24 protein-coding genes are annotated in these 25,122 nt (G+C 72.0%); 17 read left to right on the top strand and 7 right to left on the bottom strand.

What is annotated here, in order from left to right; all coding sequences use genetic code 11:
- Positions 1-15 precede the first annotated feature (15 nt).
- The 8 genes from ACIQ6Y_RS10570 to ACIQ6Y_RS10535 all read left to right on the top strand — a co-directional run bounded on the left by ACIQ6Y_RS10570 (position 16) and on the right by ACIQ6Y_RS10535 (position 7,526).
- Positions 16-1,302, top strand: a complete 1,287-nt coding sequence (locus ACIQ6Y_RS10570; protein WP_404035355.1) for a glucarate dehydratase family protein — start codon at positions 16-18, stop codon at positions 1,300-1,302.
- A gap of 94 nt (positions 1,303-1,396) precedes the next feature.
- On the top strand, positions 1,397-2,518 hold the full coding sequence (locus ACIQ6Y_RS10565; RefSeq protein ID WP_404035352.1) for a carbohydrate kinase family protein: 1,122 nt from the start codon (positions 1,397-1,399) through the stop codon (positions 2,516-2,518).
- 238 nt (positions 2,519-2,756) lie between these two features.
- Positions 2,757-3,824, top strand: coding sequence for a PhoH family protein (locus ACIQ6Y_RS10560; protein WP_404035349.1), 1,068 nt, complete (start codon positions 2,757-2,759; stop codon positions 3,822-3,824).
- Positions 3,825-3,837: 13 nt separating this feature from the next.
- Positions 3,838-4,335: an rRNA maturation RNase YbeY gene (ybeY, locus tag ACIQ6Y_RS10555; protein ID WP_404035347.1), complete on the top strand. Its 498-nt coding sequence runs from the start codon at positions 3,838-3,840 to the stop codon at positions 4,333-4,335.
- A 21-nt stretch (positions 4,336-4,356) separates the two neighbouring features.
- On the top strand, positions 4,357-5,658 hold the full coding sequence (locus ACIQ6Y_RS10550) for a hemolysin family protein (RefSeq protein WP_404035344.1): 1,302 nt from the start codon (positions 4,357-4,359) through the stop codon (positions 5,656-5,658).
- Positions 5,655-6,014, top strand: a complete 360-nt coding sequence (locus ACIQ6Y_RS10545) for an MmcQ/YjbR family DNA-binding protein (protein WP_404035341.1) — start codon at positions 5,655-5,657, stop codon at positions 6,012-6,014. Before ACIQ6Y_RS10550 ends, ACIQ6Y_RS10545 begins: the two co-directional genes overlap by 4 nt.
- Positions 6,015-6,057: 43 nt before the next feature.
- A complete protein-coding gene (locus ACIQ6Y_RS10540) occupies positions 6,058-7,077 on the top strand; it encodes a S66 peptidase family protein (RefSeq protein ID WP_404035338.1) in 1,020 nt (339 codons plus the stop codon).
- A 95-nt stretch (positions 7,078-7,172) separates the two neighbouring features.
- On the top strand, positions 7,173-7,526 hold the full coding sequence (locus ACIQ6Y_RS10535) for a cytidine deaminase (RefSeq protein ID WP_404035336.1): 354 nt from the start codon (positions 7,173-7,175) through the stop codon (positions 7,524-7,526).
- Positions 7,527-7,637: 111 nt separating this feature from the next.
- On the opposite strand, the gene ACIQ6Y_RS10530 is transcribed toward ACIQ6Y_RS10535, so the two are convergent.
- A complete protein-coding gene (locus ACIQ6Y_RS10530) occupies positions 7,638-7,976 on the bottom strand; it encodes a P-II family nitrogen regulator (protein ID WP_404035333.1) in 339 nt (112 codons plus the stop codon).
- Complete coding sequence (locus ACIQ6Y_RS10525) at positions 7,973-9,295, bottom strand: ammonium transporter (protein ID WP_404035330.1); 1,323 nt, start codon at positions 9,293-9,295, stop codon at positions 7,973-7,975. The genes ACIQ6Y_RS10530 and ACIQ6Y_RS10525 overlap by 4 nt, the downstream gene beginning before the upstream one ends.
- Positions 9,296-9,459: 164 nt before the next feature.
- Here ACIQ6Y_RS10525 and era point away from each other — a divergent pair, with 164 nt between their 5' ends.
- Complete coding sequence (gene era / locus ACIQ6Y_RS10520) at positions 9,460-10,413, top strand: GTPase Era (RefSeq protein WP_404035327.1); 954 nt, start codon at positions 9,460-9,462, stop codon at positions 10,411-10,413.
- A 4-nt stretch (positions 10,414-10,417) separates the two neighbouring features.
- Here era and ACIQ6Y_RS10515 read toward each other — a convergent pair whose 3' ends face one another.
- Entirely contained in the window at positions 10,418-11,266 is an 849-nt protein-coding gene (locus ACIQ6Y_RS10515; RefSeq protein ID WP_404035324.1) for a helix-turn-helix transcriptional regulator, read from the bottom strand.
- 119 nt (positions 11,267-11,385) lie between these two features.
- Here ACIQ6Y_RS10515 and ACIQ6Y_RS10510 point away from each other — a divergent pair, with 119 nt between their 5' ends.
- The gene (locus ACIQ6Y_RS10510) at positions 11,386-12,240 is read left to right on the top strand and encodes an NAD-dependent epimerase/dehydratase family protein (RefSeq protein ID WP_404035321.1); all 855 of its coding nucleotides are present in this window, start codon (positions 11,386-11,388) and stop codon (positions 12,238-12,240) included.
- A gap of 78 nt (positions 12,241-12,318) precedes the next feature.
- Here the strand turns inward: ACIQ6Y_RS10510 and ACIQ6Y_RS10505 are convergent, their stop codons facing one another.
- The 3 genes from ACIQ6Y_RS10505 to ACIQ6Y_RS10495 are packed head-to-tail and all read right to left on the bottom strand — an operon-like array spanning position 12,319 to position 15,037.
- Entirely contained in the window at positions 12,319-13,638 is a 1,320-nt protein-coding gene (locus tag ACIQ6Y_RS10505; protein ID WP_404035319.1) for a GH1 family beta-glucosidase, read from the bottom strand.
- A gap of 46 nt (positions 13,639-13,684) precedes the next feature.
- Positions 13,685-13,951, bottom strand: coding sequence for a protealysin inhibitor emfourin (locus ACIQ6Y_RS10500; RefSeq protein WP_404035316.1), 267 nt, complete (start codon positions 13,949-13,951; stop codon positions 13,685-13,687).
- A gap of 21 nt (positions 13,952-13,972) precedes the next feature.
- Entirely contained in the window at positions 13,973-15,037 is a 1,065-nt protein-coding gene (locus tag ACIQ6Y_RS10495) for a M4 family metallopeptidase (RefSeq protein WP_404035313.1), read from the bottom strand.
- A 309-nt stretch (positions 15,038-15,346) separates the two neighbouring features.
- Between ACIQ6Y_RS10495 and leuA the strand changes: the two genes are divergently transcribed.
- The 6 genes from leuA (at position 15,347) to ACIQ6Y_RS10465 (ending at position 22,685) form a co-directional block, all read left to right on the top strand.
- On the top strand, positions 15,347-17,068 hold the full coding sequence (gene leuA / locus ACIQ6Y_RS10490) for a 2-isopropylmalate synthase (protein ID WP_404035310.1): 1,722 nt from the start codon (positions 15,347-15,349) through the stop codon (positions 17,066-17,068).
- A gap of 186 nt (positions 17,069-17,254) precedes the next feature.
- Positions 17,255-17,956 (top strand): TerB family tellurite resistance protein, encoded by a 702-nt coding sequence (locus ACIQ6Y_RS10485; protein WP_404035307.1) that lies wholly within the window; start codon positions 17,255-17,257, stop codon positions 17,954-17,956.
- A gap of 123 nt (positions 17,957-18,079) precedes the next feature.
- Entirely contained in the window at positions 18,080-20,149 is a 2,070-nt protein-coding gene (locus ACIQ6Y_RS10480) for an MMPL family transporter (RefSeq protein ID WP_404035304.1), read from the top strand.
- 97 nt (positions 20,150-20,246) lie between these two features.
- Positions 20,247-21,413, top strand: a complete 1,167-nt coding sequence (locus tag ACIQ6Y_RS10475) for a sensor histidine kinase (RefSeq protein ID WP_404036391.1) — start codon at positions 20,247-20,249, stop codon at positions 21,411-21,413.
- Between the two features lie 66 nt (positions 21,414-21,479).
- Entirely contained in the window at positions 21,480-22,154 is a 675-nt protein-coding gene (locus ACIQ6Y_RS10470) for a response regulator (RefSeq protein WP_404035301.1), read from the top strand.
- Between the two features lie 54 nt (positions 22,155-22,208).
- On the top strand, positions 22,209-22,685 hold the full coding sequence (locus tag ACIQ6Y_RS10465) for a protein phosphatase (protein WP_404035298.1): 477 nt from the start codon (positions 22,209-22,211) through the stop codon (positions 22,683-22,685).
- On the opposite strand, the gene ACIQ6Y_RS10460 is transcribed toward ACIQ6Y_RS10465, so the two are convergent.
- On the bottom strand, positions 22,673-24,193 hold the full coding sequence (locus ACIQ6Y_RS10460; RefSeq protein ID WP_404035296.1) for an alpha/beta hydrolase: 1,521 nt from the start codon (positions 24,191-24,193) through the stop codon (positions 22,673-22,675). The two genes, ACIQ6Y_RS10465 and ACIQ6Y_RS10460, sit on opposite strands and share 13 nt — an antisense overlap.
- Before the next feature lie 181 nt (positions 24,194-24,374).
- On the opposite strand from ACIQ6Y_RS10460, the gene recO reads away from it, so the two are divergent.
- Positions 24,375-25,121: a DNA repair protein RecO gene (recO, locus tag ACIQ6Y_RS10455; protein WP_404035293.1), complete on the top strand. Its 747-nt coding sequence runs from the start codon at positions 24,375-24,377 to the stop codon at positions 25,119-25,121.
- The last annotated feature ends 1 nt before the right edge of the window (position 25,122 follow it).

Genomic DNA, 25,122 nt, shown 5'->3' with positions numbered 1-25,122 from the left:
CGCAGGAGGCGCCCCGTGACCCACGCCCCGACCGTCGCCGAGGTCCGGCTGACGCCCGTCCTGGTCGCCGACCCGCCCCTGCTCAACACCCAGGGCGTCCACCAGCCGTACACGCCCCGCCTGATCGTGGAGGTCGTCACGGACGACGGCACCACAGGCGTCGGAGAGACCTACGGCGACACCAAGTACCTGGAACTGGCCCGGCCGCTCGCCGCCCGGCTCACCGGACGCCGGGTGGACGACCTCAACGGGCTGTTCACGCTCGTGGACGAGGTCGGGGTGGACGCCTCACGCGTGGAGAACGCCGTCGACGTCGGCGGGCTGCGCGGTGTCCAGACCGCGGACAAGCTGCGGCTGTCCGTCGTCTCCGCCTTCGAGGTCGCCTGCCTCGACGCCCTCGGCAAGACGCTGGGGCTGCCCGTGCACGCCCTGCTCGGCGGCAAGCTGCGCGACTCGGTCGAGTACAGCGCGTACCTCTTCTACAAGTGGGCCGCCCATCCTGGGGAAGCGGCTGACGAGTGGGGCGCCGCCCTCGACCCCGCCGGCGTCGTCGAGCAGGCCCGCCGCTTCACCGAGCACCACGGCTTCACCTCCTTCAAGCTCAAGGGCGGTGTCCTCCCGCCCGACGAGGAGGTCGCCGCCGTCCGCGCCCTCGCGGAGGCCTTCCCCGGGCAGCCGCTGCGGCTCGACCCCAACGGAGCCTGGTCGGTGGAGACGTCCGTGAAGGTCGCCGACGCGCTGAAGGACGTCCTCGAGTACCTGGAGGACCCGGCCCTCGGCACCGACGCGATGGCCGAGGTCGCCGCCCGCACCGACGTACCGCTCGCCACCAACATGTGCGTGACGACCTTCGCCGAGATACCCGAGGCGTTCACCCGCGGTGCCGTGCAGATCGTCCTGTCCGACCACCACTACTGGGGCGGGCTGCGCAACACCCAGCACCTGGCCGCCGTGTGCCGGACCTTCGGCGTCGGTATCTCCATGCACTCCAACACCCACCTCGGCATCAGCCTGGCCGCCATGACCCACGTCGCGGCGACCGTGCCCGCGCTGCACCACGCCTGCGACTCCCACTACCCCTGGCAGTCCGAGGACGTCCTCACCGAGCGCATCCCCTTCACCGGCGGCCGCGTCACCGTCTCCGACGCGCCCGGCCTCGGCGTCGAACTCGACCGCGACCGGCTGGCCTTCCTGCACCGCAGGTGGCTCGAAGACGACGGCCGGCTGCGCGACCGGGACGACGCGGCGGCGATGCGGGTCGCCGAGCCCGGGTGGACGACACCGGCCGTGCCGCGCTGGTAGCGGCACGCGCGGTCCCCGCCGGGAGCGTCGGCGCCCCCTGCGTGCGGTGGTGCACACTGGCCTGAATCCGCACCGTGCGTCAGGGAGCGCCATCGTGATCGCGTCCGAGGTGTCCATCGCAGGGGGACCGCACCGCCGGTCCCAGGTCGACCCGCTCGCCGGGCTGCGCGCGCCCGCCGATCCGCCCTGGGACGTCTACCTCACCGGCACCGTCTTCCTCGACATCATCTTCACCGGCCTGGACTCCGCGCCCGTGCGCGGCACCGAGTCCTGGGCCCGCGGCATGGGCTCCAGCCCCGGCGGCGTCGCCAACATGGCCACCGCCCTGGCCCGGCTCGGGCTGCGCACCTCCCTCGCGGCGGCCTTCGGCGACGACCACTACGGCGAGTACTGCTGGGACGCCCTGGAACAGGGCGAGGGCATCGACCTCGGCCCGTCGCGCACGGTGCCCGGCTGGCACTCCCCGGTCACCGTCTCCATGGCCTACGAGGGCGAGCGCACGATGGTCTCCCACGGCCACGAGCCCCCGCCGGAGGAGCCCGCCCCCGACTGCCCGCCCCGCGCGCGGGCCGCGATCGCCTCCCTCACCCCGGGCAGGCGCGCCCCCTGGATCGCCCAGGCCGCGGCGAAGGGCACCCGCCTCTTCGCCGACGTCGGCTGGGACGACACCGGCGCCTGGGACCTCGCCGGGCTGGCCGACCTCGAACACTGCGAGGCCTTCCTGCCGAACGCCGAGGAAGCCATGCGCTACACCCGCACCAGCTGCCCGAGGGCGGCGGCGCAGGCCCTGACCTCGTACGTCCCGGTCGCGGTCGTGACGCTGGGGGCGGAGGGGGCGTACGCCGTGGACGGCCGTACGGGCGAGACGGCGGAGGTCCCCGCGATCGCCGTCGAGGCGCTGGACCCCACCGGCGCGGGGGACGTCTTCGTCGCCGGGTTCGTCACCGGCACCCTGGCCGGCTGGCCCCTCGCCGACCGGCTGGCCTTCGCGGGCCTCACGGCGGCCCTGTCCGTCCAGGAGTTCGGCGGCTCCCTGTCGGCCCCGGGCTGGAGCGAGGTCGCCGCCTGGTGGCGCAAGGTGCAGTCACTGGAGGCCCAGGACCCGGCGGCGCTCCAGCGGTACGCGTTCCTGGACACCCTGGTCCCGGAGGAGTGCGTACGCCCCTGGCCGCTGAGGAGGGCGGTCCCGACGATCGGCTTCGGGAGGTCGGCGTAGGGGTGCAGGGCGCGGGAGCCGGGCGCGGGGCGTTGCGCAGCTCGGCGCGAGGAGGTGCCGCTGCGCCCACCCGTGCCGCCCCAGCGGCACGCCTGCCCGCAGCCAGGGCCTGTCCGGGACGGGCTTCGGCGAAAAGCCCTACGGCCTTGTCGGTCCACCGTCGTACCCTGGAAGCGCGAGGCCGCCCTCAGCCACGCGGCCGTGAAGAGGAGGAAACGCAGGCCTTCAGAGCCGGCCCATGACTCAGACACCCACAGCTCACACCCCTGCGCAGGGGCAGGCGCGAGCGCAGTTCACCGTCCCCGCCCAGCACCCGATGGTCACCGTGCTGGGGTCCGGCGACTCCCTGTTGCGCGTGATCGAGAAGGCCTTCCCGGCGGCCGACATCCACGTCCGGGGCAATGAGATCAGCGCGGTCGGCGACCCGTCGGAAGTCGCCCTGATACAGCGCCTGTTCGACGAGATGATGCTGGTGCTCCGCACCGGGCAGCCGATGACGGAGGACGCAGTGGAACGCTCGATCGCCATGCTGAGGGCGAGCGAGAGCGGCGACGGCCAGGAGGAGACCCCGGCCTCGGTGCTCACGCAGAACATCCTGTCCTCGCGCGGTCGCACCATCCGCCCCAAGACGCTCAACCAGAAGCGCTACGTCGACGCGATCGACAAGCACACCATCGTCTTCGGCATCGGCCCCGCCGGTACCGGCAAGACCTACCTCGCCATGGCCAAGGCGGTGCAGGCCCTGCAGTCCAAGCAGGTCAACCGCATCATCCTGACCCGGCCCGCGGTGGAGGCCGGCGAGCGCCTCGGCTTCCTGCCCGGCACGCTCTACGAAAAGATCGATCCCTACCTGCGCCCGCTCTACGACGCGCTGCACGACATGCTCGACCCGGACTCCATCCCCCGTCTGATGGCCGCCGGGACGATCGAGGTCGCGCCGCTCGCCTACATGCGCGGCCGCACCCTCAACGACGCCTTCATCATCCTGGACGAGGCCCAGAACACCAGCCCGGAACAGATGAAGATGTTCCTCACCCGCCTCGGCTTCGACTCGAAGATCGTGATCACGGGTGACGTGACGCAGGTCGACCTGCCCAACGGCACCAAGTCCGGCCTGCGTCAGGTCCAGGAGATCCTGGAGGGCGTCGAGGACGTCCACTTCTCCCGGCTGTCGTCCCACGATGTCGTCCGGCACAAGCTGGTGGGCCGTATCGTCGACGCGTACGAGAAGTACGACGACACGCACGGCACGGAGAACGGCACGCACAAGGGCGGCCGGAGCAAGGCCGGGCACAAGGGGAAGTAGACCGAGCAGCACCATGTCGATCGACGTCAACAACGAATCCGGAACCGAGGTCGACGAGCAGGCGATCCTCGACATCGCCCGCTACGCACTCGCACGGATGCGCATCCACCCGCTCTCCGAGCTCTCGGTGATCGTCGTGGACGCCGACGCCATGGAGCAGCTCCACATCCAGTGGATGGACCTGCCCGGCCCTACCGATGTCATGTCCTTCCCGATGGACGAGCTGCGCCCGCCCACGAAGGACGACGACGAGCCCCCGCAGGGCCTGCTCGGCGACATCGTGCTGTGCCCCGAGGTCGCCAAGAAGCAGGGCGACGAAGCACCGACGCAGCACACCATGGACGAGGAGCTCCAGCTGCTCACCGTCCACGGTGTGCTGCACCTGCTCGGCTACGACCACGAGGAGCCGGACGAGAAGGCGGAGATGTTCGGCCTGCAGGCGGCGATCGTGGACGGGTGGCGCGCGGAGAAGGGCCTGACCGGCCCGTCGCCGGCCCCGACCGTCTCCTAGGCGCGGGCGGTCACCCCGGTCATGAGTCCGCAACTCGTCCTCGGCGCGATCCTGCTGGTCGTCGTCGCCTGGCTCGCCGCCTGCGCGGAGGCCGGCATCGCCCGCGTCTCCAGCTTCCGCGCCGACGAGGCCGTCAAGTCCGGCCGCCGCGGCAGCGCCAAGCTCGCCCAGGTGGCGGCCGACCCGACCCGCTATCTCAACATGGCGCTGCTCGTGCGCGTCGCCTGCGAGATGGCCGCCGCCGCCCTCGTCACCTACGCCTGCCTGGAGGAGTTCTCCTCCACCTCGCAGGCCCTGCTGATCGCCATCGCGGTCATGGTCCTCGTGTCGTACGTCGCCGTCGGCGTGTCCCCGCGCACCATCGGCCGCCAGCACCCGCTGAACACCTCCACCGCCGCGGCCTATGTGCTGCTGCCGCTGGCCCGGGTGATGGGCCCGATCCCGTCGCTGCTGATCCTCATCGGCAACGCGCTCACCCCCGGCAAGGGCTTCCGGCGCGGCCCCTTCGCCTCCGAGGCGGAGCTGCGCGCACTGGTCGACCTCGCCGAGCAGGAGTCCCTCATCGAGGACGACGAGCGCCGCATGGTGCACTCCGTCTTCGAGCTCGGCGACACCCTGGTGCGCGAGGTGATGGTGCCGCGCACCGACCTCGTCGTCATCGAGCGCTACAAGACCATCCGCCAGGCCCTCACCCTCGCCCTGCGCTCCGGCTTCTCCCGGATACCGGTCACCGGCGAGAGCGAGGACGACATCGTCGGCATCGTGTATCTGAAGGACCTCGTCCGCAAGACGCACATCAGCCGCGACGCCGAGTCCGAGCTGGTGTCCACCGCGATGCGGCCCGCGTTCTTCGTGCCCGACACCAAGAACGCCGGCGACCTGCTGCGCGAGATGCAGAAGGAACGCAACCACGTCGCCGTCGTCATCGACGAGTACGGCGGCACCGCCGGCATCGTCACCATCGAGGACATCCTCGAGGAGATCGTCGGCGAGATCACCGACGAGTACGACCGTGAACTGCCGCCCGTCGAGGACCTCGGCGAGGACCGTTTCCGGGTCACCGCCCGCCTCGACATCGGCGACCTCGGCGAGCTGTACGGCCTGGAGGAGTACGACGACGAGGACGTCGAGACCGTCGGCGGCCTGCTCGCCAAGGCCCTCGGCCGCGTCCCCATCGCCGGCGCCTCCTCCATGGTCGGCCTCCCCGACGGCCGCGAGCTGCGGCTGACCGCGGAGTCGTCCGCGGGCCGCCGGAACAAGATCGTGACCGTGCTGGTGGAGCCGGTCGATCCGGCCGGCACGGAGCAGAAGGAGGACGAGTGACACCTCAGGAACTGCGCGCCCTGTGCCTGTCCTTCAACGCCGCCGTGGAGGACTTCCCCTTCAGCCCCGAGATCTCCGTCTTCAAGGTCCAGGGCAAGATGTTCGCCCTGAGCTGGCTCGACAACCGGCCCCTGACCGTGAACCTCAAGTGCGACCCGGAGGACGCCGTCCGGTTGCGCTCCGAGTACGAGGGCCTGATCAAGCCCGGCTACCACATGAACAAGCGCCACTGGAACACCGTCACGGTCGACGGCGACCTCCCCGACCGGCTGGTCGCCGAGCTCGTCGAGGACTCCTACGACCTGGTGGTGGCCGGACTGCCGAGGGCGGACCGGCTCCGGCTCGACCGGCCGTAAACGCGTTGCCGGGGCCGGGTGACCCCGTGTCAGAATCCGCCGCATGAGCGTTCGATACCCGCGCCCGCTGCGCCCCGGTGACCGTGTCGGTGTGACCTCCCCGTCCAGTGGGGTCCCCGAGTCGATGCGGGGGCGCCTCGAGGTGGCGCTCCAGGACATCCGGGAGCGCGGGTACGAGGTCGTCGTCGGCCGGTGCATGGACGGCGCCACGCACATCAGCGCCCCGGCCGGTGAGCGGGCGGCCGAGCTGACCGAGATGCTGACCGACCCGACGATCCGGGCCGTGATCCCGCCGTGGGGCGGCGAGACCGCGATCGACCTGCTGCCGCTGCTGGACTTCGACAAGATCGCGCGGGCGGAGCCGACCTGGTTGATCGGCTGGTCCGACATCTCCACGATCGCGACCCCGCTGACCCTGCTGACCGGCGTCGCGACCGTCCACGGCAACAACCTCATGGACACCCCCTACCGGACGCCCGAGGGCCTGCTCTCCTGGTTCGACGTCGTCACCGCGGCGCAGAGCGAGCCGCTCACACAGACCCCGCCCGGGCGCCACCGGTCCTCCGGCTGGGACGACTACACCGAGCACCCCGGCATCCGCGACTTCACGCTCGACGCGACCGGGCACTGGACCCGCCTGGACGGCTCCGGCGACGTGGACGTGACCGGCCGGCTGATCGGCGGGTGCCTGGAGGCGCTCGTCAACGTGGCCGGAACGCCGTACCTGGACGTCTCCTCCCTGGCCGGCGACGGCGGCACCCTCGTGTACATCGAGTCCGGCGGCAGCGACGCCTACACCGTCTGCCGGAGCCTGCACGGCATGCGCCTGGCCGGGTTCTTCGACGGCGCGAACGCCGTACTCGTCGGCCGCAGCCCGGCAGCCGACGGGCGAACCCTCACCCAGCACGAGGCCGTCCTGGACGCCCTCGGCCCGCTCGGCGTGCCGGTCGTCGCCGACGTCGAGTGCGGACATGTGGCGCCGTATCTGTCCCTGGTCAACGGCGCGCGCGGCCGCGTGGTGCACACGGCCGCGCGCAGCGAGATCGTTCAGACCCTGGACTGACCCCGGCGCAGGCCCAGCGCCACCAGCCCGACCTCACCATCGTGCGATGTACCCCGTCGCGGGGTGAGCCGGCCCTGCCTACGTATCCTCGGACCATGACCGACAGCAACGCGCTCGACCCCGAGGACCGCAAGATCGTCACCCTGGCCCGTTCGGCCCGTGCCCGCAACGGTGTGCCGGAGGGCGCGGCCGTCCGCGACGACACCGGCCGTACGTATGTCGCCGGGACGGTGTCGCTGGACTCGCTTCAGCTCAGTGCGCTGCAGACCGCGGTGGCTATGGCGGTGGCGTCCGGGGCGAAGTCCCTGGAGGCCGCGGCTGTGGTGACCGACGCGGAGTCGGTGTCCGAACTGGACCGGGCTGCTGTGCGGGATCTTGGTGGGGCGGGGACGCCTGTGCTCGTGGCTGGGCCTGATGGCGAGGTTCGGGTGACCGTCACCGCCGGCTGAGCGGGACCTGTCGTGGGGCCTCGCGTGCGCGGCCGGGTGCGGGTCCGCCGTGGCTGGTCGCGCAGTTCCCCGCGCCCCTGACTACGTGTCCCTACGGGACGTTCTGAAAAGTCACAGGGCGTCCGGGCCTCGCTCGCCCGTCCTCACCCGTACGACCGTCTCCACCGGCAGGGCCCAGACCTTGCCGTCGCCGATCTTGCCGGTCTGGGCGGCCTTGACGATGGCGTCGATGACGGCGTCGGAGTCGGCGTCCTCGACGACGACCTCGATGCGGACCTTGGGGACGAGGTCGACCTGGTACTCGGCGCCGCGGTAGACCTCGGTGTGGCCGCGCTGGCGGCCGTAACCGCTGGCCTCGCTGACGGTCAGGCCCTGGATGCCGAGCTCCTGGAGGGCGTTCTTCACCTCGTCGAGGCGGTACGGCTTGACGATCGCGGTGATGAGCTTCATGCCTGGGGCCTGACCTTCTGGGCGGTGGGGACGACGGAGTGGGCGACCGGGGCGCCGTGGCCCAGGACGCCGTGATCGTATGCGGTCTCCGCGTGCACCGTAAGGTCGAGGCCGGTGTGCTCCTGCTCCTCGCTCGCGCGGAAGCCCAGCACCTTGTCGATGAGCTTGCCGAGGCCGTAGGTGACGGCGAAGGCGTACGCCCCGACCGTGACGACAGCGACCAGCTGCTTGCCGAGCTGCCCGAAGCCACCGCCGTACAGCAGGCCCTCGGTGCCGCCGGTCATGGACTCCACCGCGAAGACGCCGATGAGGAGCGTGCCGATCACTCCGCCGACCAGGTGCACGCCGACGACGTCCAGGGAGTCGTCGTAGTTCAGCTTGAACTTCCAGCTCACCGCGTACGAGCAGACGACACCGGCGGCGAGGCCGACCACGAGCGCGCCCAGCAGGGACACCGAGCCGCAGGACGGGGTGATGGCCACCAGGCCCGCCACCGCGCCGGAGGCGGCGCCCAGCGTGGTGGGGTGGCCGTCGCGCTTCTGCTCGACGAACAGCCAGCCCAGCAGGCCGGTGCAGCCGGCGGCGAGGGTGTTGAGGAACGCGGCGGCGGCGAGGCCGTTCGCGCCGAGGGCCGAGCCCGCGTTGAAGCCGAACCAGCCGAACCAGAGCAGACCGGCGCCGAGCACCACCATGGGCAGGTTGTGCGGGCGCATGGAGTCCTTCTTGAAGCCCAGGCGCGGCCCCAGTACCAGGCACAGGGCGAGACCGGAGGCGCCCGAGGTGATCTCGACCGGCAGACCGCCCGCGAAGTCCAACGCGCCCAGCTTGTCGAGGATCCAGCCGCCCGGGCCCCACACCCAGTGGGTGACGGGAACGTATACGAGCAGCGCCCACAGCGGCACGAACACCAGCCACGCCCCGAACTTCGCCCGGTCCGCGATCGCGCCGCTGATCAGCGCGGCCGTGATGATCGCGAAGGTGAGCTGGAAGGTGGCGAACAGGACGGTGGGGACCGTGCCCTGCACGCTGTCCGGGCCGATGCCGGACATGCCGAGGTGGTCCAGGCCGCCGATGAGGCCGCCGGCCGCGTCCTCGCCGAAGGCGAGCGAGTAGCCGGCCGCCAGCCAGACGACCGTCACCAGGGCGATCGACACGAAGCTCATCATCAGCATGTTGAGGACGCTCTTCGTGCGGACCATGCCGCCGTAGAACAGGGCCAGGCCCGGGGTCATCAGCAGGACGAGGGCGGTGGCGGCGAGCAGCCAGGCGGTGTCGCCGGTGTCGACATGCGCTGCGGCGAGGGGCGCGGCAAGGGTCACGGTCGTCTCCAACGGAGGGGGGGCTTGCGTCAGAGAGTCACCGGTGACGGTTTCCGGTCGTGTACAGGTGTGTTTCGGCGACGTTTCGTTGCGGACGGGTTTCCGGGACCTCACTGTGCGGTGCGTGGTGCGGCACGGCTTCGGGGATCAGGGAGAATGGGCGCATGAGCGTTCGCACCCAGTCATCCGAGCAGTCTGCTGAAGAAGTCCACCGGGCCGGCTTCGCCTGCTTCGTGGGCCGCCCCAACGCGGGGAAGTCCACCCTCACGAACGCTCTGGTCGGGCAGAAGGTGGCGATCACCGCCAACCAGCCGCAGACGACCCGGCACACCGTGCGCGGCATCGTGCACCGCCCGGACGCCCAGCTGATCCTGGTCGACACCCCCGGCCTGCACAAGCCGCGCACGCTGCTGGGCGAGCGGCTGAACGACGTCGTACGGACCACCTGGGCCGAGGTCGACGTCATCGGCTTCTGTCTCCCGGCGAACGAGAAGATCGGTCCCGGTGACCGCTTCATCGCCAAGGAGCTGGCGGGGATCAAGAAGTCCCCGAAGGTCGCCATCGTCACCAAGACGGACCTCGTCGACTCCAAGACCCTCGCCGAGCAGCTGATCGCGATCGACCAGCTCGGCAAGGAGCTGGGCATCGAGTGGGCGCAGATCGTCCCGGTGTCGGCGACCGCGAACAAGCAGGTCGACCTGCTGGCGGACCTGCTGATCCCGATGCTGCCCGAGGGCCCCGCCCTCTACCCCGAGGGCGACCTCACCGACGAGCCCGAGCAGGTCATGATCGCGGAGCTGATCCGCGAGGCCGCCCTGGAGGGCGTACGCGACGAGCTGCCGCACTCCATCGCGGTCGTCGTGGAGGAGATGCTCCCGCGCGAGGACCGCCCCGCGGACAAGCCCCTCCTCGACATCCACGCCAACGTCTACATCGAGCGCCCCTCCCAGAAGGGCATCATCATCGGCCCCAAGGGCAAGCGCCTGAAGGACGTCGGCATCAAGTCCCGCAAGCAGATCGAAGCCCTGCTCGGCACGCCCGTCTTCCTGGACCTGCACGTCAAGGTCGCCAAGGACTGGCAGCGCGACCCGAAGCAGCTGCGCAAGCTCGGTTTCTGAGGCGTCAGGCCCCGTCGGCGGACATGTCCTGGAGGCCGAGCACGCCCAGCAGACGCAGCCGGTCGTGGGACTCCGTGCCGGGGCGGGCCGAGTGGACGACCAGTGACTGACGGTGGTCGGGGCTGAGCAGGACCTCGCAGTCGAGCTCCAGCAGGCCCACCACCGGGTGCCGGAACCTCTTCGTCGGCCCCCGCCGCGCGGCCACGTCGTGCTCCTCCCACAGGCGCGCGAACTCGGCGCTCTGTGCCCGTAGCTCCGCCACCAGCGCGGCCGCCGCCCGGTCCTCCGGGTGCGCCGCCGTCGCCGCGCGCAGCGCCGCCGTGTGCGCCCGGGCGTTCACCGGCCGGTCCTCCTCCGGGAACAGCTCGCGCGAGGCCGGGTCCAGGAAGAACAGCCGGGCCAGGTTCCGCTCCCGCGGCGGACGCGCCTCCACGTCCCCCACCAGGGCCTTCGCCGACGCGTTCTGCGCGAGGACGTCCCCGATGTCCGTCACCACCTGCGCCGGGGTGTCGTGCAGCCGGTCCAGGATCAGCAGCAGCCCGGGACGGACGTACCCCGCCCCGGCCTCCCGGCGCGGCGGCTCCTCACCGGCCAGGTGGAACAGGTGGTCGCGCTCCTCCTCGCCCAGCCGCAGCGCCCGCGCCAGCGCGGTCAGCATCTGCCGGGACGGCCGCGGGCCGCGCGCCTGCTCGAGACGCGTGTAGTAGTCCACCGACATACCGGCCAGCGCCGCCACCTCCTCCCGGCGCAGTCCGGGCGTACGGCGGCGGGCACCCGCGGCCAGCCCCACGTCGGCGGGGGACAGACGGCCGCGGCCGCGGCGCAGGAAGTCGGCGAGTTCGGCTCGGTCCACCCCTCAAGCGTGCGGGACGCCGTCCGGCTTATCCAGGGACTGCCAGTCCCATGATCGACGGGTCTCTCCCGCCGCACGCCCGGTCGCCGGAGGCTGGTGCCCGACGAGAGGAGCACATCATGCTGACGTTGGTGACCGGTGCGACAGGACAGGTCGGACGCCGTTTCGTGCCCAGGCTGCTGGCCCAGGCCCGGCCGGGGGAGAAGGTCCGGGTCCTCGTGCGGGACGCCTCCCGCGCGGACGCCTTCGCCGATCTCGGCGCCGAGGTCGTCGTCGGCGACCTGCGCGACGAGGAGGCGCTCGGCAAAGCGGTCGCCGGGGTGGACGCCGTGGTGAACGTGGCCGCGGCGTTCCGGGGCGTGCCGGACGAAGAGGCCTGGGCCGTCAACCGCGATGCCGCCCTGGCGCTGGGCCGGGCGGCCGCGGCCTCGGGCGTACGGCGGTTCGTGCAGACCAGCACCGGGCTGGTGTACGGCACCGGGCGGGGAAGGCCGCTGACGGAGGACGACCCCGTCGAGCCCGGCGGGGAGATGTGGGGCGCCTACACCGCGTCCAAGTGGGAGGCCGAGCAGGGGCTGTTCGCGATGGAGGGGCTGGGCGTGCGGGTGGGCCGGCTGACCTTCGTCTACGGCGACGGCGACCCGCACCTGGCCCAGTCCCTGATGTGGGCGTCCCGCTGGGCCGCTGCTCAGCGGCTCCAGATGGTCCACCACGCCGATGTCGCCCAGGGCCTGCTGCGGCTGCTGCACGCGCCCGGGGTGGACGGGCGGCTGTACAACATCGCCGACGACACGCCTGTCACCGCGGTGGAGCTGCATCAGCTGAACGGGGCCGAGGTGCCGGAGGAGCTGTTCGAGCGTGCCGACCCCGATCCGTGGTTCGGGATCACCTCCACGGAGCGGATTCGGCGGGAGCTGGGGTATCGGCCGCAGTACCCGTCTGTTTATGCGGCCCGTGAGGCGGGGGCGTTGTAGCCGCCTCTTCGCCGTCGTGGTTCTCGCCGTCTCGCGTCCGACGCGCCGTCGTGGCTTGTCGCGCAGTTCCCCGCACCCCTAACTACGCTGCGCCCCCAGCACGTCCCTGAACCAGGTGTACGACGCCTTCGGCGTCCTCTTCTGGCTCTCGAAGTCCACATGCACCAGGCCGAAGCGCCGGGCGTACCCCTCCGCCCACTCGAAGTTGTCCAGCAGGGACCACACGAAGTAGCCCCGTACGTCCACGCCCGCCTCGATCGCCCGGTGCAGGGCGCGGATGTGGCCGTCGAGGTAGGCGATACGGTCCTGGTCGTCCAGGCCCTCGTACGAGCAGCCGTTCTCGGTGATGACGACGGGCGGGAGGCGGTCGCCGTAGCGGGTGCGGAAGGCGGTGAGGAGGTCGGTGAGGCCCTCGGGCACCACCGGCCAGCCGAAGTCCGTCAGGGGGACGCCGTCGATCTCCCGTACCGAGAAAGGGAGTTCGGCGGGCATGCGGACGCCGCCGAAGTCGATCTCCGTGCCCTGGGGGGCGCCCACCCGGGTCGGCGCGTAGTAGTTGATGCCGTACCAGTCCAGCGGCTCGGCGATGACCGACAGGTCGGCCGCCACGTCCCCGGGCATCAACTCCCCGATGCCGTCGGGGTAGGCGCCCAGCAGCAGCGGGTCGGCGAACAGCCGGTTCAGCAGCAGGTCGTAGAAGTCGGCCGCCTCCACGTCGGCCTGTTCCCGTGAGGCCGGCCAGGTCGGGCCGTGGGAGTTGGCGATGCCGATGTCGCAGGCGCCGGCCGCGCGCAGGGCCCGGACGGCGAGGCCGTGGGCGAGGAGCTGGTGGTGGGCGACGGGGAGGGCGTCGAATAGGAGCCGTCTGCCGGGGGCGTGGACGCCGAGGGCGTGGCCGAGCAGGGTGTGCTCGGCGGGCTCGTTGAGGGTGATCCACTTCTGCACGCGGTCGCCGAGGCGCTCGGCCACCACCGAGACGTACTCGGCGAACCGCGCGGCCGTGTCCCGCTCCAGCCAGTCCTCCCCGACCGGCAGGTCCCAGTGGAAGAGGGTCGGCACCGGGCGGACGCCCGCCGCGCACAGGTCGTCCACCAGGCGGTCGTAGAAGTCCAGGCCGCCGTCCTTGAGCACGCGCGGCCAGGAGACCGAGAAGCGGTAGGCGTCCACGCCCAGGCCGGCCAGCAGGGCCACGTCCTCGCGGTGGCGGTGGACGTGGTCGCAGGCCACCGCCGCCGTGGAGCCGTCCTTCACCCGGCCCGGCTCGGCCGTGAAGACGTCCCACACCGACGGCGAGCGCTCGTCCACCGCGCCCTCGATCTGATGGGCCGAGGTCGACACGCCCCACAGGAAGCCGGCCGGGAACCGAGGTATCGCGTTGGTCGCCATGCGCCGGATCATCCGTACCCGGGGTAACCGAAGTCAACGGCCGGACAGGGATCGCGCGTTACGCGCCTTCCTTCAGCACCCGTGTGATCAGCCTGCGCTGGTCGTCGGTCAGCCGTGGGTCCGCGCAGTACACCGTCTTCCCGTCGACCGTGATCTCGTAGCCGAACCCGTCCGGCACCCCGACCGGGGGCGTGCCCCGGCCGGACGCGAGCGCGCGCTCGGCCAGGGCGTGCCACTCCTGGGCGTCGGCGCGGCCAGAGGTGTCCACCTCGGCGTACCGCTCGATGCCCGCGAAACCTCCCGTGCGCCTCACCTGAATCCGCATGGGTCCCTGTCTAGTACGGAACTACAGCGTGCGCACGCCGACCTGCTCCCAGGCCTTGCTGACGGCGGTGAGTTCGTCGCCCTCGCCGTAGCGGGCCCGGGCCGCCTTCACGGTGAGCGTGGCGAAGTCCGTGAACAGGGCGTCCTCGTGGAGCTCGCCGCCGGTCAGCACGTCGTACCAGACGCGGCCCGCGCGCTCCCAGGCGTGGCCGCCGAGGGCGGTCGCCGCCAGATAGAAGGCGTGGTTGGGGATGCCGGAGTTGATGTGCACGCCGCCGTTGTCGCGGCCGGTGTGGACGTAGTCGTCCATCGTCGCGGGCTGCGGGTCCTTGCCGAGGACGTCGTCGTCGTACGCCGTGCCCGGCTCCTTCATCGACCGCAGGGCCGTGCCGGTCACGCGCGGGGCGAGCAGGCCCGCGCCGATCAGCCAGTCGGCCTCGGTGGCGGTCTGGCCGAGGGTGTACTGCTTGATCAGCGAGCCGAAGACGTCCGACAGGGACTCGTTGAGGGCGCCGGACTGGCCGAAGTAGGCGAGGTTGGCGGTGTACTGGGTGACGCCGTGGGCGAGTTCGTGGCCGATGACGTCGACGGGGATCGTGAAGTCGAGGAAGATCTCGCCGTCCCCGTCGCCGAACACCATCTGCTCGCCGTTCCAGAAGGCGTTGTTGTAGTCCTCCTCGTAGTGGACCGTCGCGTCCAGCGGGAGGCCCGAGCCGTCGATCGAGTCGCGCGCGAAGGCGCTGAGGAACAGTTCGTACGTCGCCCCCAGGCCCGCGTACGCGCGGTTGACGGTGGCGTCCCTGCCGGGCTCCTCGCCCTCGGCGCGGACCTTCTTGCCGGGCAGGGTGGTCCGGTGCCGGGCGTCGTAGATGGTGCGGTTCGGTTTGCCGGACTCGGCTCCCGTGGGCGGGGCGACGGCGGCGGCGCCGATCACCGTGGTCAGGCGGCGCTGGGTGCGCTCGAAGGCGTCGCGCTGGAGGGTGCGGCGGGCGGGGCCGGAGAGGCGGGGGTCCTCCGCCCGGGCCAGCTGGTCGAGAACATGCGGCGGGACGATGGTGCAGAAGACTGGCGTCATGCCCGGCACCATCGCACTGAGTTATGCCGCTGTCACTACCAGCAACCATGATCGGTGAAAAACGGGGGATGTGGGCCCGAATCGGCCTCCGGAAGTGGTATAGCGCACTTTTTGTCCGATTTAAGGTCTGCGGTCCCGCATACTGATACGGACCTTCGCGGCGAAGGCGGCTCGGCTAGCATGCTGCGCATCATGCGTTTCGGGCTGCTTCTCCTTAGCTGCCGCGGCGAGGGCCTGTAGTCCAGGTCGACTCCCTCCCCGCGGAGCTTGGCGTTGCGTCGTCGGCCGTCCTTCCGGACATCCTGAGGAGCCTTACGCATCATGGCGAACCGCCAGCAGCCCACCTCCATGCCGATCCACAAGTACGGCCGCTACGAGCAGGTCGACATCGCCGACCGCACCTGGCCGAACCGACGGATCACCGCCGCCCCCCGCTGGCTGTCCACGGACCTGCGCGACGGCAACCAGGCCCTGATCGACCCGATGTCGCCCGAGCGCAAGCGCCGGATGTTCGACCAGCTGGTCAAGATGGGCTACAAGGAGATCGAGGTCGGCTTCCCCGCCTCCGGCCAGACCGACTTCGACTTCGTACGCTCCATCATCGAGGAGCCGGGCGCCATCCCGGACGACGTCACCATCTCCGTACTGACCCAGGCCCGTGAGGACCTGATCGAGCGGACCGTGGAGTCCCTGAAGGGCGCCAAGCGCGCCACGGTCCACCTGTACAACGCCACCGCCCCGGTCTTCCGCCGGGTCGTCTTCCGCGGCTCCAAGGACGACATCAAGCAGATCGCCGTCGACGGCACCCGCCTGGTGATGGAGTACGCCGAGAAGCTGCTGGGCCCCGAGACCGAGTTCGGCTACCAGTACAGCCCGGAGATCTTCACCGACACCGAGCTGGACTTCGCGCTGGAGGTCTGCGAGGCGGTGATGGACGTCTACCAGCCCGGCCCGGGCCGCGAGATCATCCTCAACCTGCCCGCCACCGTGGAGCGTTCCACGCCCTCCACCCACGCGGACCGCTTCGAGTGGATGGGGCGCAACCTGTCCCGCCGCGAGTACGTCTGCCTGTCCGTCCACCCGCACAACGACCGCGGCACCGCCGTCGCCGCCGCCGAGCTGGCCCTGATGGCCGGCGCCGACCGCGTCGAGGGCTGCCTGTTCGGACAGGGTGAGCGCACCGGCAACGTCGACCTGGTCACCCTGGGCATGAACCTGTTCTCCCAGGGCGTCGACCCGCAGATCGACTTCTCCGACATCGACGAGATCCGTCGTACGTGGGAGTACTGCAACCAGATGGAGGTCCACCCGCGCCACCCGTACGTGGGCGACCTGGTCTACACGTCCTTCTCCGGCTCCCACCAGGACGCCATCAAGAAGGGCTTCGACGCCATGGAGGCCGAGGCGGCCGCGAAGGGCGTCACCGTCGACGACATCGAGTGGGCGGTCCCCTACCTGCCGATCGACCCGAAGGATGTCGGCCGTTCCTACGAGGCGGTCATCCGCGTCAACTCGCAGTCCGGCAAGGGCGGTGTCGCGTACGTCCTGAAGAACGACCACAAGCTGGACCTGCCGCGCCGTATGCAGATCGAGTTCTCCAAGCTGATCCAGGCCAAGACCGACGCCGAGGGCGGCGAGGTCACGCCGAAGGACATCTGGGCCGTCTTCCAGGACGAGTACCTGCCGAACCCGGACAACCCGTGGGGCCGCATCCAGCTGAAGGCCGGCCAGTCCACCACCGACAAGGACGGCGTGGACACGCTGACCGTGGAGGCCGAGGTCGACGGCAAGGAGATCACGCTGGTCGGCACCGGCAACGGTCCGATCTCCGCCTTCTTCCACGCGCTGCAGGGCATCGGCGTCGACGCCCGCCTGCTGGACTACCAGGAGCACACCATGAGCGAGGGCGCCTCCGCGCAGGCCGCCTCGTACATCGAGTGCGCCATCGACGACAAGGTCCTGTGGGGCATCGGCATCGACGCCAACACCACCCGCGCCTCGCTGAAGGCGGTCATCTCCGCCGTCAACCGCGCCGCGCGCTGACCCCCGCCCCTCGTCGCTTCGCTGCCCCGCCCGCCGTACGCACGGCCGGCGGGGCACCGTCGTATACCAGCCATATGAACCCCCAGGTCACGGAAAGGTCTCGTCCGGGGTGCTGACTAGGGCTGGGCGATGTGGCTAACATCACGCCAGCGCGGCGATGTTGCCGCGCGGTGACGGAGGTGCGACGTGCTGCCAGGACGGGGACGAGACGGCCGGGCCGACAAGGCTGTGCGCATCCTGGGCACGCGCGTCGCATGGACCGCCGTCGGCGACGGGCAGTTCTTCTGCCCCGGCTGCGGCGGCGACCGCAACTACCAGCGGCTCACCGGGCGCCGCCGCTTCACCCTGCTGGGCGTTCCCGTGCTGCCGCGCGGCGAGACCGGGCCCGCCGTCGAGTGCGCGGACTGCAGGCGCCGCTACGGCACGGAGGTCCTCGACCACCCCACCACCAGCCGTTTCGCGGCGATGCTCCGGGACGCCGTGCACACCGTCGCCCTCGCGGTCCTCGCCGCGGGAGGCGGGCCCCGTGCGCGGCTCGCCCTGACCGCGGCGGCCGGCGCGGTGCGGCAGGCCGGCTTCGACGACTGCACGGAGGACAAGCTCAACGCGCTGGTCGAGGCCCTCGCCGCGGACACCGGCCGGGTGTACGGCGCCCCGTGCGGGCCCGGACTGGCCATAGAGCTGCACGAGGCACTGGACCCGCTCGCCCCCCACCTCGCCCCGTCCGGGCGGGAGTCGATCCTGCTCCAGGGCGCACGGATCGCCCTCGCGGACGGCCCGTACACGCCCGCGGAGCGGGAGGTCCTCGCGACGGTCGGGTCGGCGCTGACGATCGCCGCCGACGAGGTGACACGGCTCCTGGCCGCCGCAGTACTCCCCCGGGAGTAACCGGCCCCTCACATCACCCCGGGCAGTACCCCCGAACTCGGCCGCAGGCGCGACGAATCGGCCCTTCTCCGCCGGGAGTCTGGAGTCACATCCAGACATTCGTGCCGGAGGGAGGCCCGATCCATGGGGGCCGCAAACACACAGACACGGCGCAGAGCCGTGCCCTGGCTGGTGCTCGCGCTGTGGGTCGGCGTACTCGCCGTCGCCTCGCCGTTCGCCGCGAAACTCGCGGACGTGCAGCGCGACCGCGTCACCGACTACCTGCCCGCGAGCGCCGACTCCACCCAGGTGGCCGAGCTCCAGGAGAAGCTGCCCGGCGGCGAGAGCACCCAACTCGTCCTCGTCTACCACCGCGACGGCGGCCTCACCGCCGCCGACCGGCGCACGGCGGACGAACAGGTCGCCGCGATCGACGGCGAGCACGCGCTGACCGCCACCCCCGAGGGCGTGCCCTCCCGGGACGGCGCGACCCTGATGTACCCGGTCGTCAGCAACGAACCCGGGGACGACGAGAAACTGCGCGACGCCTTCGTCAACGACGTGCGCGACACCGTCCACGGCGGCGACGGACTGACCGTCGAGGTCGGCGGCCCCGGCGCACTCCTCACCGACTCCGCGGAGGTCTACAACTCCCTCGGCGGACCGCTGCTCTACACCACCGCCGCCGTGGTGGCCGTGCTGCTGATCCTCATCTACCGCAGCCCCGTGCTGTGGCTGCTGCCGCTCGTCGTCGCCGGCGTCGCCGACTACCTGTCCATGGCCGTCGCCTACGGCCTCAACCAGGCGTTCGGCACCGCCGTCTCCGGCGCCGGCTCCGGCATCATGACGATCCTCGTCTTCGGCGCCGGCACCGACTACGCCCTCCTCCTGGTCTCCCGCTACCGCGAGGAACTACGGCGCATCGAGCGGCCGTACGACGCCATGAAGGCCGCGCTGCGCAGTTGCGGCCCCGCCGTGCTCGCCTCCTCGGGCACCGTCGCCGCGGGCCTGCTCTGCCTGCTCGCCGCCGACCTGAACTCCAACCGCGGCATGGGCCCGCTCGGCACCGTCGGCGTGCTGTGCGCGCTCCTCGCCATGCTCAGCCTGCTGCCCGCGATCCTGGTCCTGCTCGGCCGCCGCGTGTTCTGGCCGCTCGTCCCCGCCTTCGGCAGCACCCCCAAGGCCCGCCGCTCGCTGTTCGCCGCGATGGGCAGCTCCGCCGGACGCCGCCCCGTCGCGGTCCTCGTCTCGGGCGCCGTCGCGCTCGGCGCGCTCGCCCTCGGCGCCCTCAACCTGCCCGGCACGGTCAAGCAGGAGGACTCCTTCGTCGACCGGCCCGAGTCCGTCACCGCCATGCTGGCCCTGGCCGAGGCCTACCCCGAGAGGTCCAGCCAGCCCATCACCGTCATGACCCCTGCCGACCGCGCCGAGGCCACCCTCGCCGCCGCGCGGAACACCGATGGAGTCGACAGCGCCCGGCTCGGCCGTACCGGAGACGGCTGGACCGAGGTGTCCGTGACCGCCTCCGCCCCGCCGCAGACGGCCGCCGAGACCCGCACCATCGAGGCCCTGCGCGCCAAGCTCGACGGCTCCTACGTCGGCGGACCCAGCGCCCAGCAGCTCGACCTGAAGGACGCCAGCGCCCGCGACCAGAAGGTCGTCGTGCCCCTCGTCCTCGTCTCCGTCCTGCTCATCCTGATCATCCTGCTGCGCTCCCTGGTCGCCCCGCTGATGCTGGTGGCCGCCGTGGTCGCCGTATGGGGCGCGGCCCTCGGCATCGGCGGGCTGGTGTTCGGGCCGCTGTTCGGCTTCGAGGGCACCGACCCGGGGCTCGGGCTGCTGTCCTTCGTGTTCCTGGTCGCCCTGGGCGTCGACTACGGCATCTTCCTGATGCACCGCATGCGCGAGGAGTCCCTCGGCGGCGCCGAACCCGCCACGGCCGCGCTCACCGCGCTGCGCACCACCGGCGGGGTCATCGCCTCCGCGGGCCTGGTCCTCGCCGCGACCTTCGCGGTGCTGATGAACATGGGCCTCGTCCAGCTCGTCGAACTCGGCTTCGTCATCGCCGTCGGCGTGCTCCTCGACACCTTCCTCGTGCGCACCTACCTGGTCACCAGCGCGAGCGTCGCCCTCGGCCGCACGGTGTGGTGGCCCGGCCGGATGTCCCGGGCGCCGGAGCCCGAGCCGGCGGTCCGCCGGCCGGAACGCGTCTGAACCTCCAGGCGCCCCTCCCTCCCGGAGGGGCGCCTTCCTCACGGAAGATGAGGCCGTGCCCGAAGCAGCCCCGAAACCCCGCGTCGGCGAGCGGATCATGGCGGTGATCAACCGCGACCCGCTGACCGCCCCGCACGCCCTGCGCAACGACATCCTGCTCGTCCTCGCCACCACCGCCCACGCCGTCGCCGTCGCTCTGGCCACCGACCCGGCCCGCCGCCCCGACCCGCTCGGCTGGGCCCTGCTGCTCGCCGGGCAGGTGCCGAACGTGTGGCGGCGCCGCCGCCCGCTGCTGGTGCTCGCCGCGACGGTCGCGCTGCTGCTGCCGTACCACGCCCTCGACAACAACCACACCGCGCCCGTCCCCGCCTCCTACCTCGCCCTGTACACCGTCGCCGTCACCTGCCGGCCCCTCTACACGCTGCTCACCAGCGGCACGGCCCTGGCCCTGGCGATGAGCATCATGGTGTTCGTCAACAAGCACCAGGCCGCGGAACTGCTGCGGACCTTCGGCTGGGTGATCGCCGTGGTCTTCGTCGGCATCGACGTCCGCTTCTACCGGCAGTACGTCGCCGCCATCGTCGAGCGCGCCGAACGCGCCGAACGCACCCGCGAGGAGGAGGCCCGCCGCCGGGTCGCCGAGGAACGCCTGCGCATCGCCCGCGACCTGCACGACCTGCTCGCCCACAGCATCACCCTCATCGGCGTGCAGACCTCCGTCGCCGCCCACGTCCTGAACGCCGACCCCGACCGGCTGGACCGGGCGACCGTCGCCAAGGCCCTCGACGACATCGCCGAGACCTGCCGCAGCGCGCGCGGCGAACTGCGCACCACCCTGGAGGTGCTGCGCGAACACGGCACACCCGACGCGCGCGGGCCGCTGCCCGACCTGCGCGGCCTGCCGGGCCTCGCCGAGGCCGCGCGGGTCGCCGGGGCCGAGGTCGACCTGTCGGTCTGCGCCGGGGACGTGCCGCCCGCCGTCGGCGCGGCCGCCTACCGGATCGTGCAGGAGGCCCTCACCAACGCCGTACGCCACGGCGGACGCGACGACCTCGGCATCCGGGTCGGCGTGCACGCCGGGCAGGGCGCCCTGCGGGTCACCGTCACCGACGACGGGACCGGCCAGGGCGGCGGCACGCCCGGATTCGGGCTCGTCGGCATGCGCGAGCGGGCGCGCAGCGTCGGCGGCACCCTGGACGCCGGGCCGCTGCCCGGCCAGGGCTTCGAGGTCAGCGCCGTACTGCCGTTGGGGGCGGCGCAGTGAGCGGCGCCGCCTGGGGAGGAACCCAGTGATCAGCCTCGTACCGTCAGCGTCCCCGGGAGGAACCCCGTGACCATCCGTGTCCTGCTCGCCGACGACCAGACCCTCGTACGGGCCGCGTTCGCGATGCTCGTCGAGTCCGCCAAGGACATGGCGGTCGTCGGCCAGGCCGGCACCGGCCGCGAGGCCGTCGAACTGGCCCGCAGCGAGCGCGCCGACCTGGTGGTGATGGACATCCGCATGCCCGACCTCGACGGCATCGAGGCCACCCGGCTGATCGCCGCCGACGAGGACCTCGCCGGGGTGAAGGTCCTCGTGCTCACCACGTACGACACCGACGAGCACATCGTCGAGGCCCTGCGCGCCGGGGCCTCCGGCTTCCTGGTCAAGGACACCCGCCCCGCCGAACTCCTCGACGCCATCCGCACGGTGGCCGGCGGCGAGGCCCTGCTGTCGCCCGGACCGACCTCCCGGCTCATCGCCCGCTTCCTGCGCAGCCCCGCCACGGCCCCGCTCGAGGGCGGCCCCGAGTGCCTCTCCGAGCGCGAGCGCGAGGTGCTCTCCCTGGTCGCGCGCGGCCTGAACAACACCGAGATCGGCGACGCCCTCCACCTGAGCCCCCTCACCGCGAAGACCCATGTCAGCCGCATCATGGGCAAGCTGGGGGCGCGCGACCGGGCCCAACTGGTCATCGTGGCCTACGAGTCGGGACTGGTTACGCCGGGGACGGTGGGAGGGGTCTGATGGCTGGGACGGTGGGGTGGCCTGATGGACGGACGGGACGGTGGGAGGGGCCTGATGACGGGGACGGGTGAGACCTGGGAGGCGGGGGCGCCGGGGGTGCTGCGGTTGCCTTCGGGGCGGTCCGTTCGGGGGCGGGGGCTGCGCCGGCCGCTCGACGCGCAGGCGCCCCTGCCGACGTACGGGGTCTATCTGCTGGGCCGGCGGCCGCCCGCCGTCCCCTGGGAGAGCCACTGGCTCCGCTGGCCCGACTTCCGGCTCCCCGCCGACCGCCGGGAGGCCCGCACGGTGCTGGCCGAGGCCTGGCGGCGGGCCGCCGCCGAGCGCGTGGAACTCGCCTGCGGCGGCGGACGCGGCCGCACCGGGACGGCCCTCGCCTGCCTCGCCGTCCTGGACGGCGTGCCGGCCGACGAGGCCGTGGCCTACGTACGTGCGCATTACGACCGGCGGGCCGTGGAGACGCCGTGGCAGCGGAGGTATGTGGAGCGGTTCGGGAGCGAGGGTGGTGGGGCCGGCGCCGGTCAGCGGCAGTAGAGGTCCGTGGCGGGGCGCCGGCCCGTGGCCAGGAAGCGGCTGACGGTGGCGTCGCCGCAGGCGTTGCCGTTGGCGAGGTAGGCGTCGTGGCCGGTGGAGTTCACCGTCACCATCACGGCACGCCGGCCCAGGGCCTCGCGGAGCTTGCGCGCGCCGCTGAGCGGCGTGGCCACATCGCGCTCGTTCTGCACGAGCAGGAACGACGAGCGGCCCTTGTCGCCGATCCGCACCGGCGGCTCCTTCGGCGCGAACGGCCAGGCGGCGCAGGCCATCGGGCCGCGCGGCATGCCGGCGGTGAGGGGGAAGGCGGCGCGGCTGTCGTGGACGTCCTGCGAGTAGTCGGCGGCCGAGGCGGGGAAGGCCACGTCGTTGCATATCGTGCCGATCGCGACCGCCGTGACGTTCTGCAGCACCGCCTCCGGCGGGGCGGGCGGCGCGGGCGGCACCTGCCCCTTGCGGGCGGCATTGATCAGCTGGGCCAGGGCGGGATAGCCGTCGGGGTCGTAGAGGCCGGTCAGCATGGCCTGGCGCAGTTCGTTCCCGTCCAGCACGGGCGGGTTGGCGCCGGGGCGGGGGAGCGGTGCGCGGTCGAGCCGTGCGGCCAACTCCAGGAAGACGCGCCGCACTTCGGCCGGGTGCGCGGCGACACGGTCCGGGGTGCCGGGGGTGGAGGCGTACCTGGCGAACTCGGGGAAGGTGTCCTCGACGCCCTGCTCGAACCCCGCGAGCCAGGCGCGGCCGACCCGTGCGGGATCCGGGTTGTCGTTGCTGTCCAGCACGAACCGGTCCGTGCGGTGCGGGAACAACTGGCCGTAGACCGCGCCGACATACGTCCCGTACGACACACCCCACGCCGAGATCCGCTGCTCGCCCAGCGCCGCCCGGATGCGGTCCAGGTCACGGGCCTCGTTCGCCGTGCTGATGTGCCGGATCAGCTCACCGCCGTTGCGTGCGCAGGCCTGCGACATCCGGTGGGCATTGGCCATGTTTCCCTCGACGGAGCCGTCCGGCGCCGGCCACGGCCTGAGCTTCGTCGCCGCCAGGTCGGAGGTGTCGAGGTCGCACGTCACCGCCGTGGACGGCGCCATGCCTCGCGGCGCGAACCCGATCAGGTCGTACGCGTCCCGGACCTCCTGCGGGAGCACCTTCGCCTTCTGCGACGGCTGCCCGAGACTCGTCCCGCCGGGCCCGCCCGGGATCAGCAGCAGCGCCCCGCGCCGGGCGGAGGGGTCCTCGCTGGGCAGCCGCGAGACGGCGATCCGGATCTGCTTGCCGTGCGGCTTCGCGTAGTCCATGGGCACGGAGAGGGTCGCGCACTGCTGACGGGGGTCCAGGGCGGGGCCGCCGCCTTCGCATGCGCCCCATCGGAGGGTCGAGGGGGAGGCCGTTGTGGGGCTTGCCGTGGCGGGACCCGTGAGACCGAGGCCGAGACCGGCTGTGGCTGTGGCCGCGGCGAGACCGAGGAGTGTGGCACGGCCGGCCCGGGAGTGACGCGTCGACTTCTTCATGCCCCGAGCCTCGCCGATCTTGCCGGGCCAGCACATCCGGGCAACGTCCCTGTTCCTCCTGGGGTTTACCCGAGGAAGCCCCTCGGGGTCACCCCTGAGCCCCGCCGGCTCCGCCTCCGCGCAGCGAGTGATGTCGGGCACGCGGGCACAGGGACCGGACCCGGTGCGGGAGAATGGGGGCATGAGTCTGTTCCGTGACGACGGCATCGTGCTGCGCACCCAGAAGCTGGGTGAGGCGGATCGGATCATCACGTTGCTGACGCGGGGGCACGGTCGGGTGCGGGCCGTGGCTCGGGGGGTGCGGCGCACGAAGTCGAAGTTCGGGGCCCGGCTGGAGCCCTTCTCGCATGTGGATGTGCAGTTCTTCGCGCGGGGCAGTGAGCTGGTGGGGCGGGGCCTGCCGCTGTGTACGCAGAGCGAGACCATCGCGCCGTACGGGGGCGGGATCGTCACCGACTACGCCCGCTACACCGCGGGGACGGCCATGCTGGAGACCGCCGAGCGGTTCACCGATCACGAGGGGGAGCCTGCCGTGCAGCAGTATCTGCTGTTGGTGGGTGCGCTGCGGACGCTCGCGCGCGGTGAGCACGCCCCTCACCTCGTGCTCGACGCCTTCCTGCTGCGGTCCCTCGCCGTCAACGGCTACGCCCCCAGCTTCAGCGACTGCGCGAAGTGCGGGATGCCCGGTCCCAACCGGTTCTTCTCCGTGGCCTCGGGCGGCTCCGTGTGTGTGGACTGCCGGGTGCCCGGTAGCGTCGTACCGTCGCCGCAGACGCTCGGACTGCTCGGCGCGCTGCTCACGGGCGACTGGGAGACCGCCGACGCGTGCGAGCCGCGGTACGTGCGGGAGGGCAGCGGGCTGGTGTCCGCCTATCTGCACTGGCATCTGGAGCGCGGGCTGCGCTCCCTTCGGTACGTCGAGAAGTAAG

Source organism: Streptomyces sp. NPDC096205, assembly GCF_044763135.1.
In the GTDB taxonomy this organism is placed as follows: domain Bacteria; phylum Actinomycetota; class Actinomycetes; order Streptomycetales; family Streptomycetaceae; genus Streptomyces.
Note: the sequence above shows the minus strand (reverse complement) of the source record. Positions and strands in the feature narration are given on the sequence as shown.

Excerpts from the sequence above, each read along its gene's own strand:
- ACIQ6Y_RS10495 (WP_404035313.1), bottom strand. The coding sequence starts at position 15,037 with ATGGTGCCGGGCATGACGCCAGTCTTCTGCACCATCGTCCCGCCGCAT.
- ACIQ6Y_RS10540 (WP_404035338.1), top strand. The coding sequence starts at position 6,058 with ATGAGCGTTCGATACCCGCGCCCGCTGCGCCCCGGTGACCGTGTCGGT.
- recO (WP_404035293.1), top strand. The coding sequence starts at position 24,375 with ATGAGTCTGTTCCGTGACGACGGCATCGTGCTGCGCACCCAGAAGCTG.
- era (WP_404035327.1), top strand. The coding sequence starts at position 9,460 with ATGAGCGTTCGCACCCAGTCATCCGAGCAGTCTGCTGAAGAAGTCCAC.
- ACIQ6Y_RS10550 (WP_404035344.1), top strand. The coding sequence starts at position 4,357 with ATGAGTCCGCAACTCGTCCTCGGCGCGATCCTGCTGGTCGTCGTCGCC.
- leuA (WP_404035310.1), top strand. The coding sequence starts at position 15,347 with ATGGCGAACCGCCAGCAGCCCACCTCCATGCCGATCCACAAGTACGGC.
- ACIQ6Y_RS10530 (WP_404035333.1), bottom strand. The coding sequence starts at position 7,976 with ATGAAGCTCATCACCGCGATCGTCAAGCCGTACCGCCTCGACGAGGTG.
- ACIQ6Y_RS10505 (WP_404035319.1), bottom strand. The coding sequence starts at position 13,638 with ATGATCCGGCGCATGGCGACCAACGCGATACCTCGGTTCCCGGCCGGC.
- ACIQ6Y_RS10510 (WP_404035321.1), top strand. The coding sequence starts at position 11,386 with ATGCTGACGTTGGTGACCGGTGCGACAGGACAGGTCGGACGCCGTTTC.
- ybeY (WP_404035347.1), top strand. The coding sequence starts at position 3,838 with ATGTCGATCGACGTCAACAACGAATCCGGAACCGAGGTCGACGAGCAG.
- ACIQ6Y_RS10465 (WP_404035298.1), top strand. The coding sequence starts at position 22,209 with ATGACGGGGACGGGTGAGACCTGGGAGGCGGGGGCGCCGGGGGTGCTG.
- ACIQ6Y_RS10480 (WP_404035304.1), top strand. The coding sequence starts at position 18,080 with ATGGGGGCCGCAAACACACAGACACGGCGCAGAGCCGTGCCCTGGCTG.
- ACIQ6Y_RS10460 (WP_404035296.1), bottom strand. The coding sequence starts at position 24,193 with ATGAAGAAGTCGACGCGTCACTCCCGGGCCGGCCGTGCCACACTCCTC.
- ACIQ6Y_RS10500 (WP_404035316.1), bottom strand. The coding sequence starts at position 13,951 with ATGCGGATTCAGGTGAGGCGCACGGGAGGTTTCGCGGGCATCGAGCGG.
- ACIQ6Y_RS10475 (WP_404036391.1), top strand. The coding sequence starts at position 20,247 with ATGGCGGTGATCAACCGCGACCCGCTGACCGCCCCGCACGCCCTGCGC.
- ACIQ6Y_RS10560 (WP_404035349.1), top strand. The coding sequence starts at position 2,757 with ATGACTCAGACACCCACAGCTCACACCCCTGCGCAGGGGCAGGCGCGA.
- ACIQ6Y_RS10535 (WP_404035336.1), top strand. The coding sequence starts at position 7,173 with ATGACCGACAGCAACGCGCTCGACCCCGAGGACCGCAAGATCGTCACC.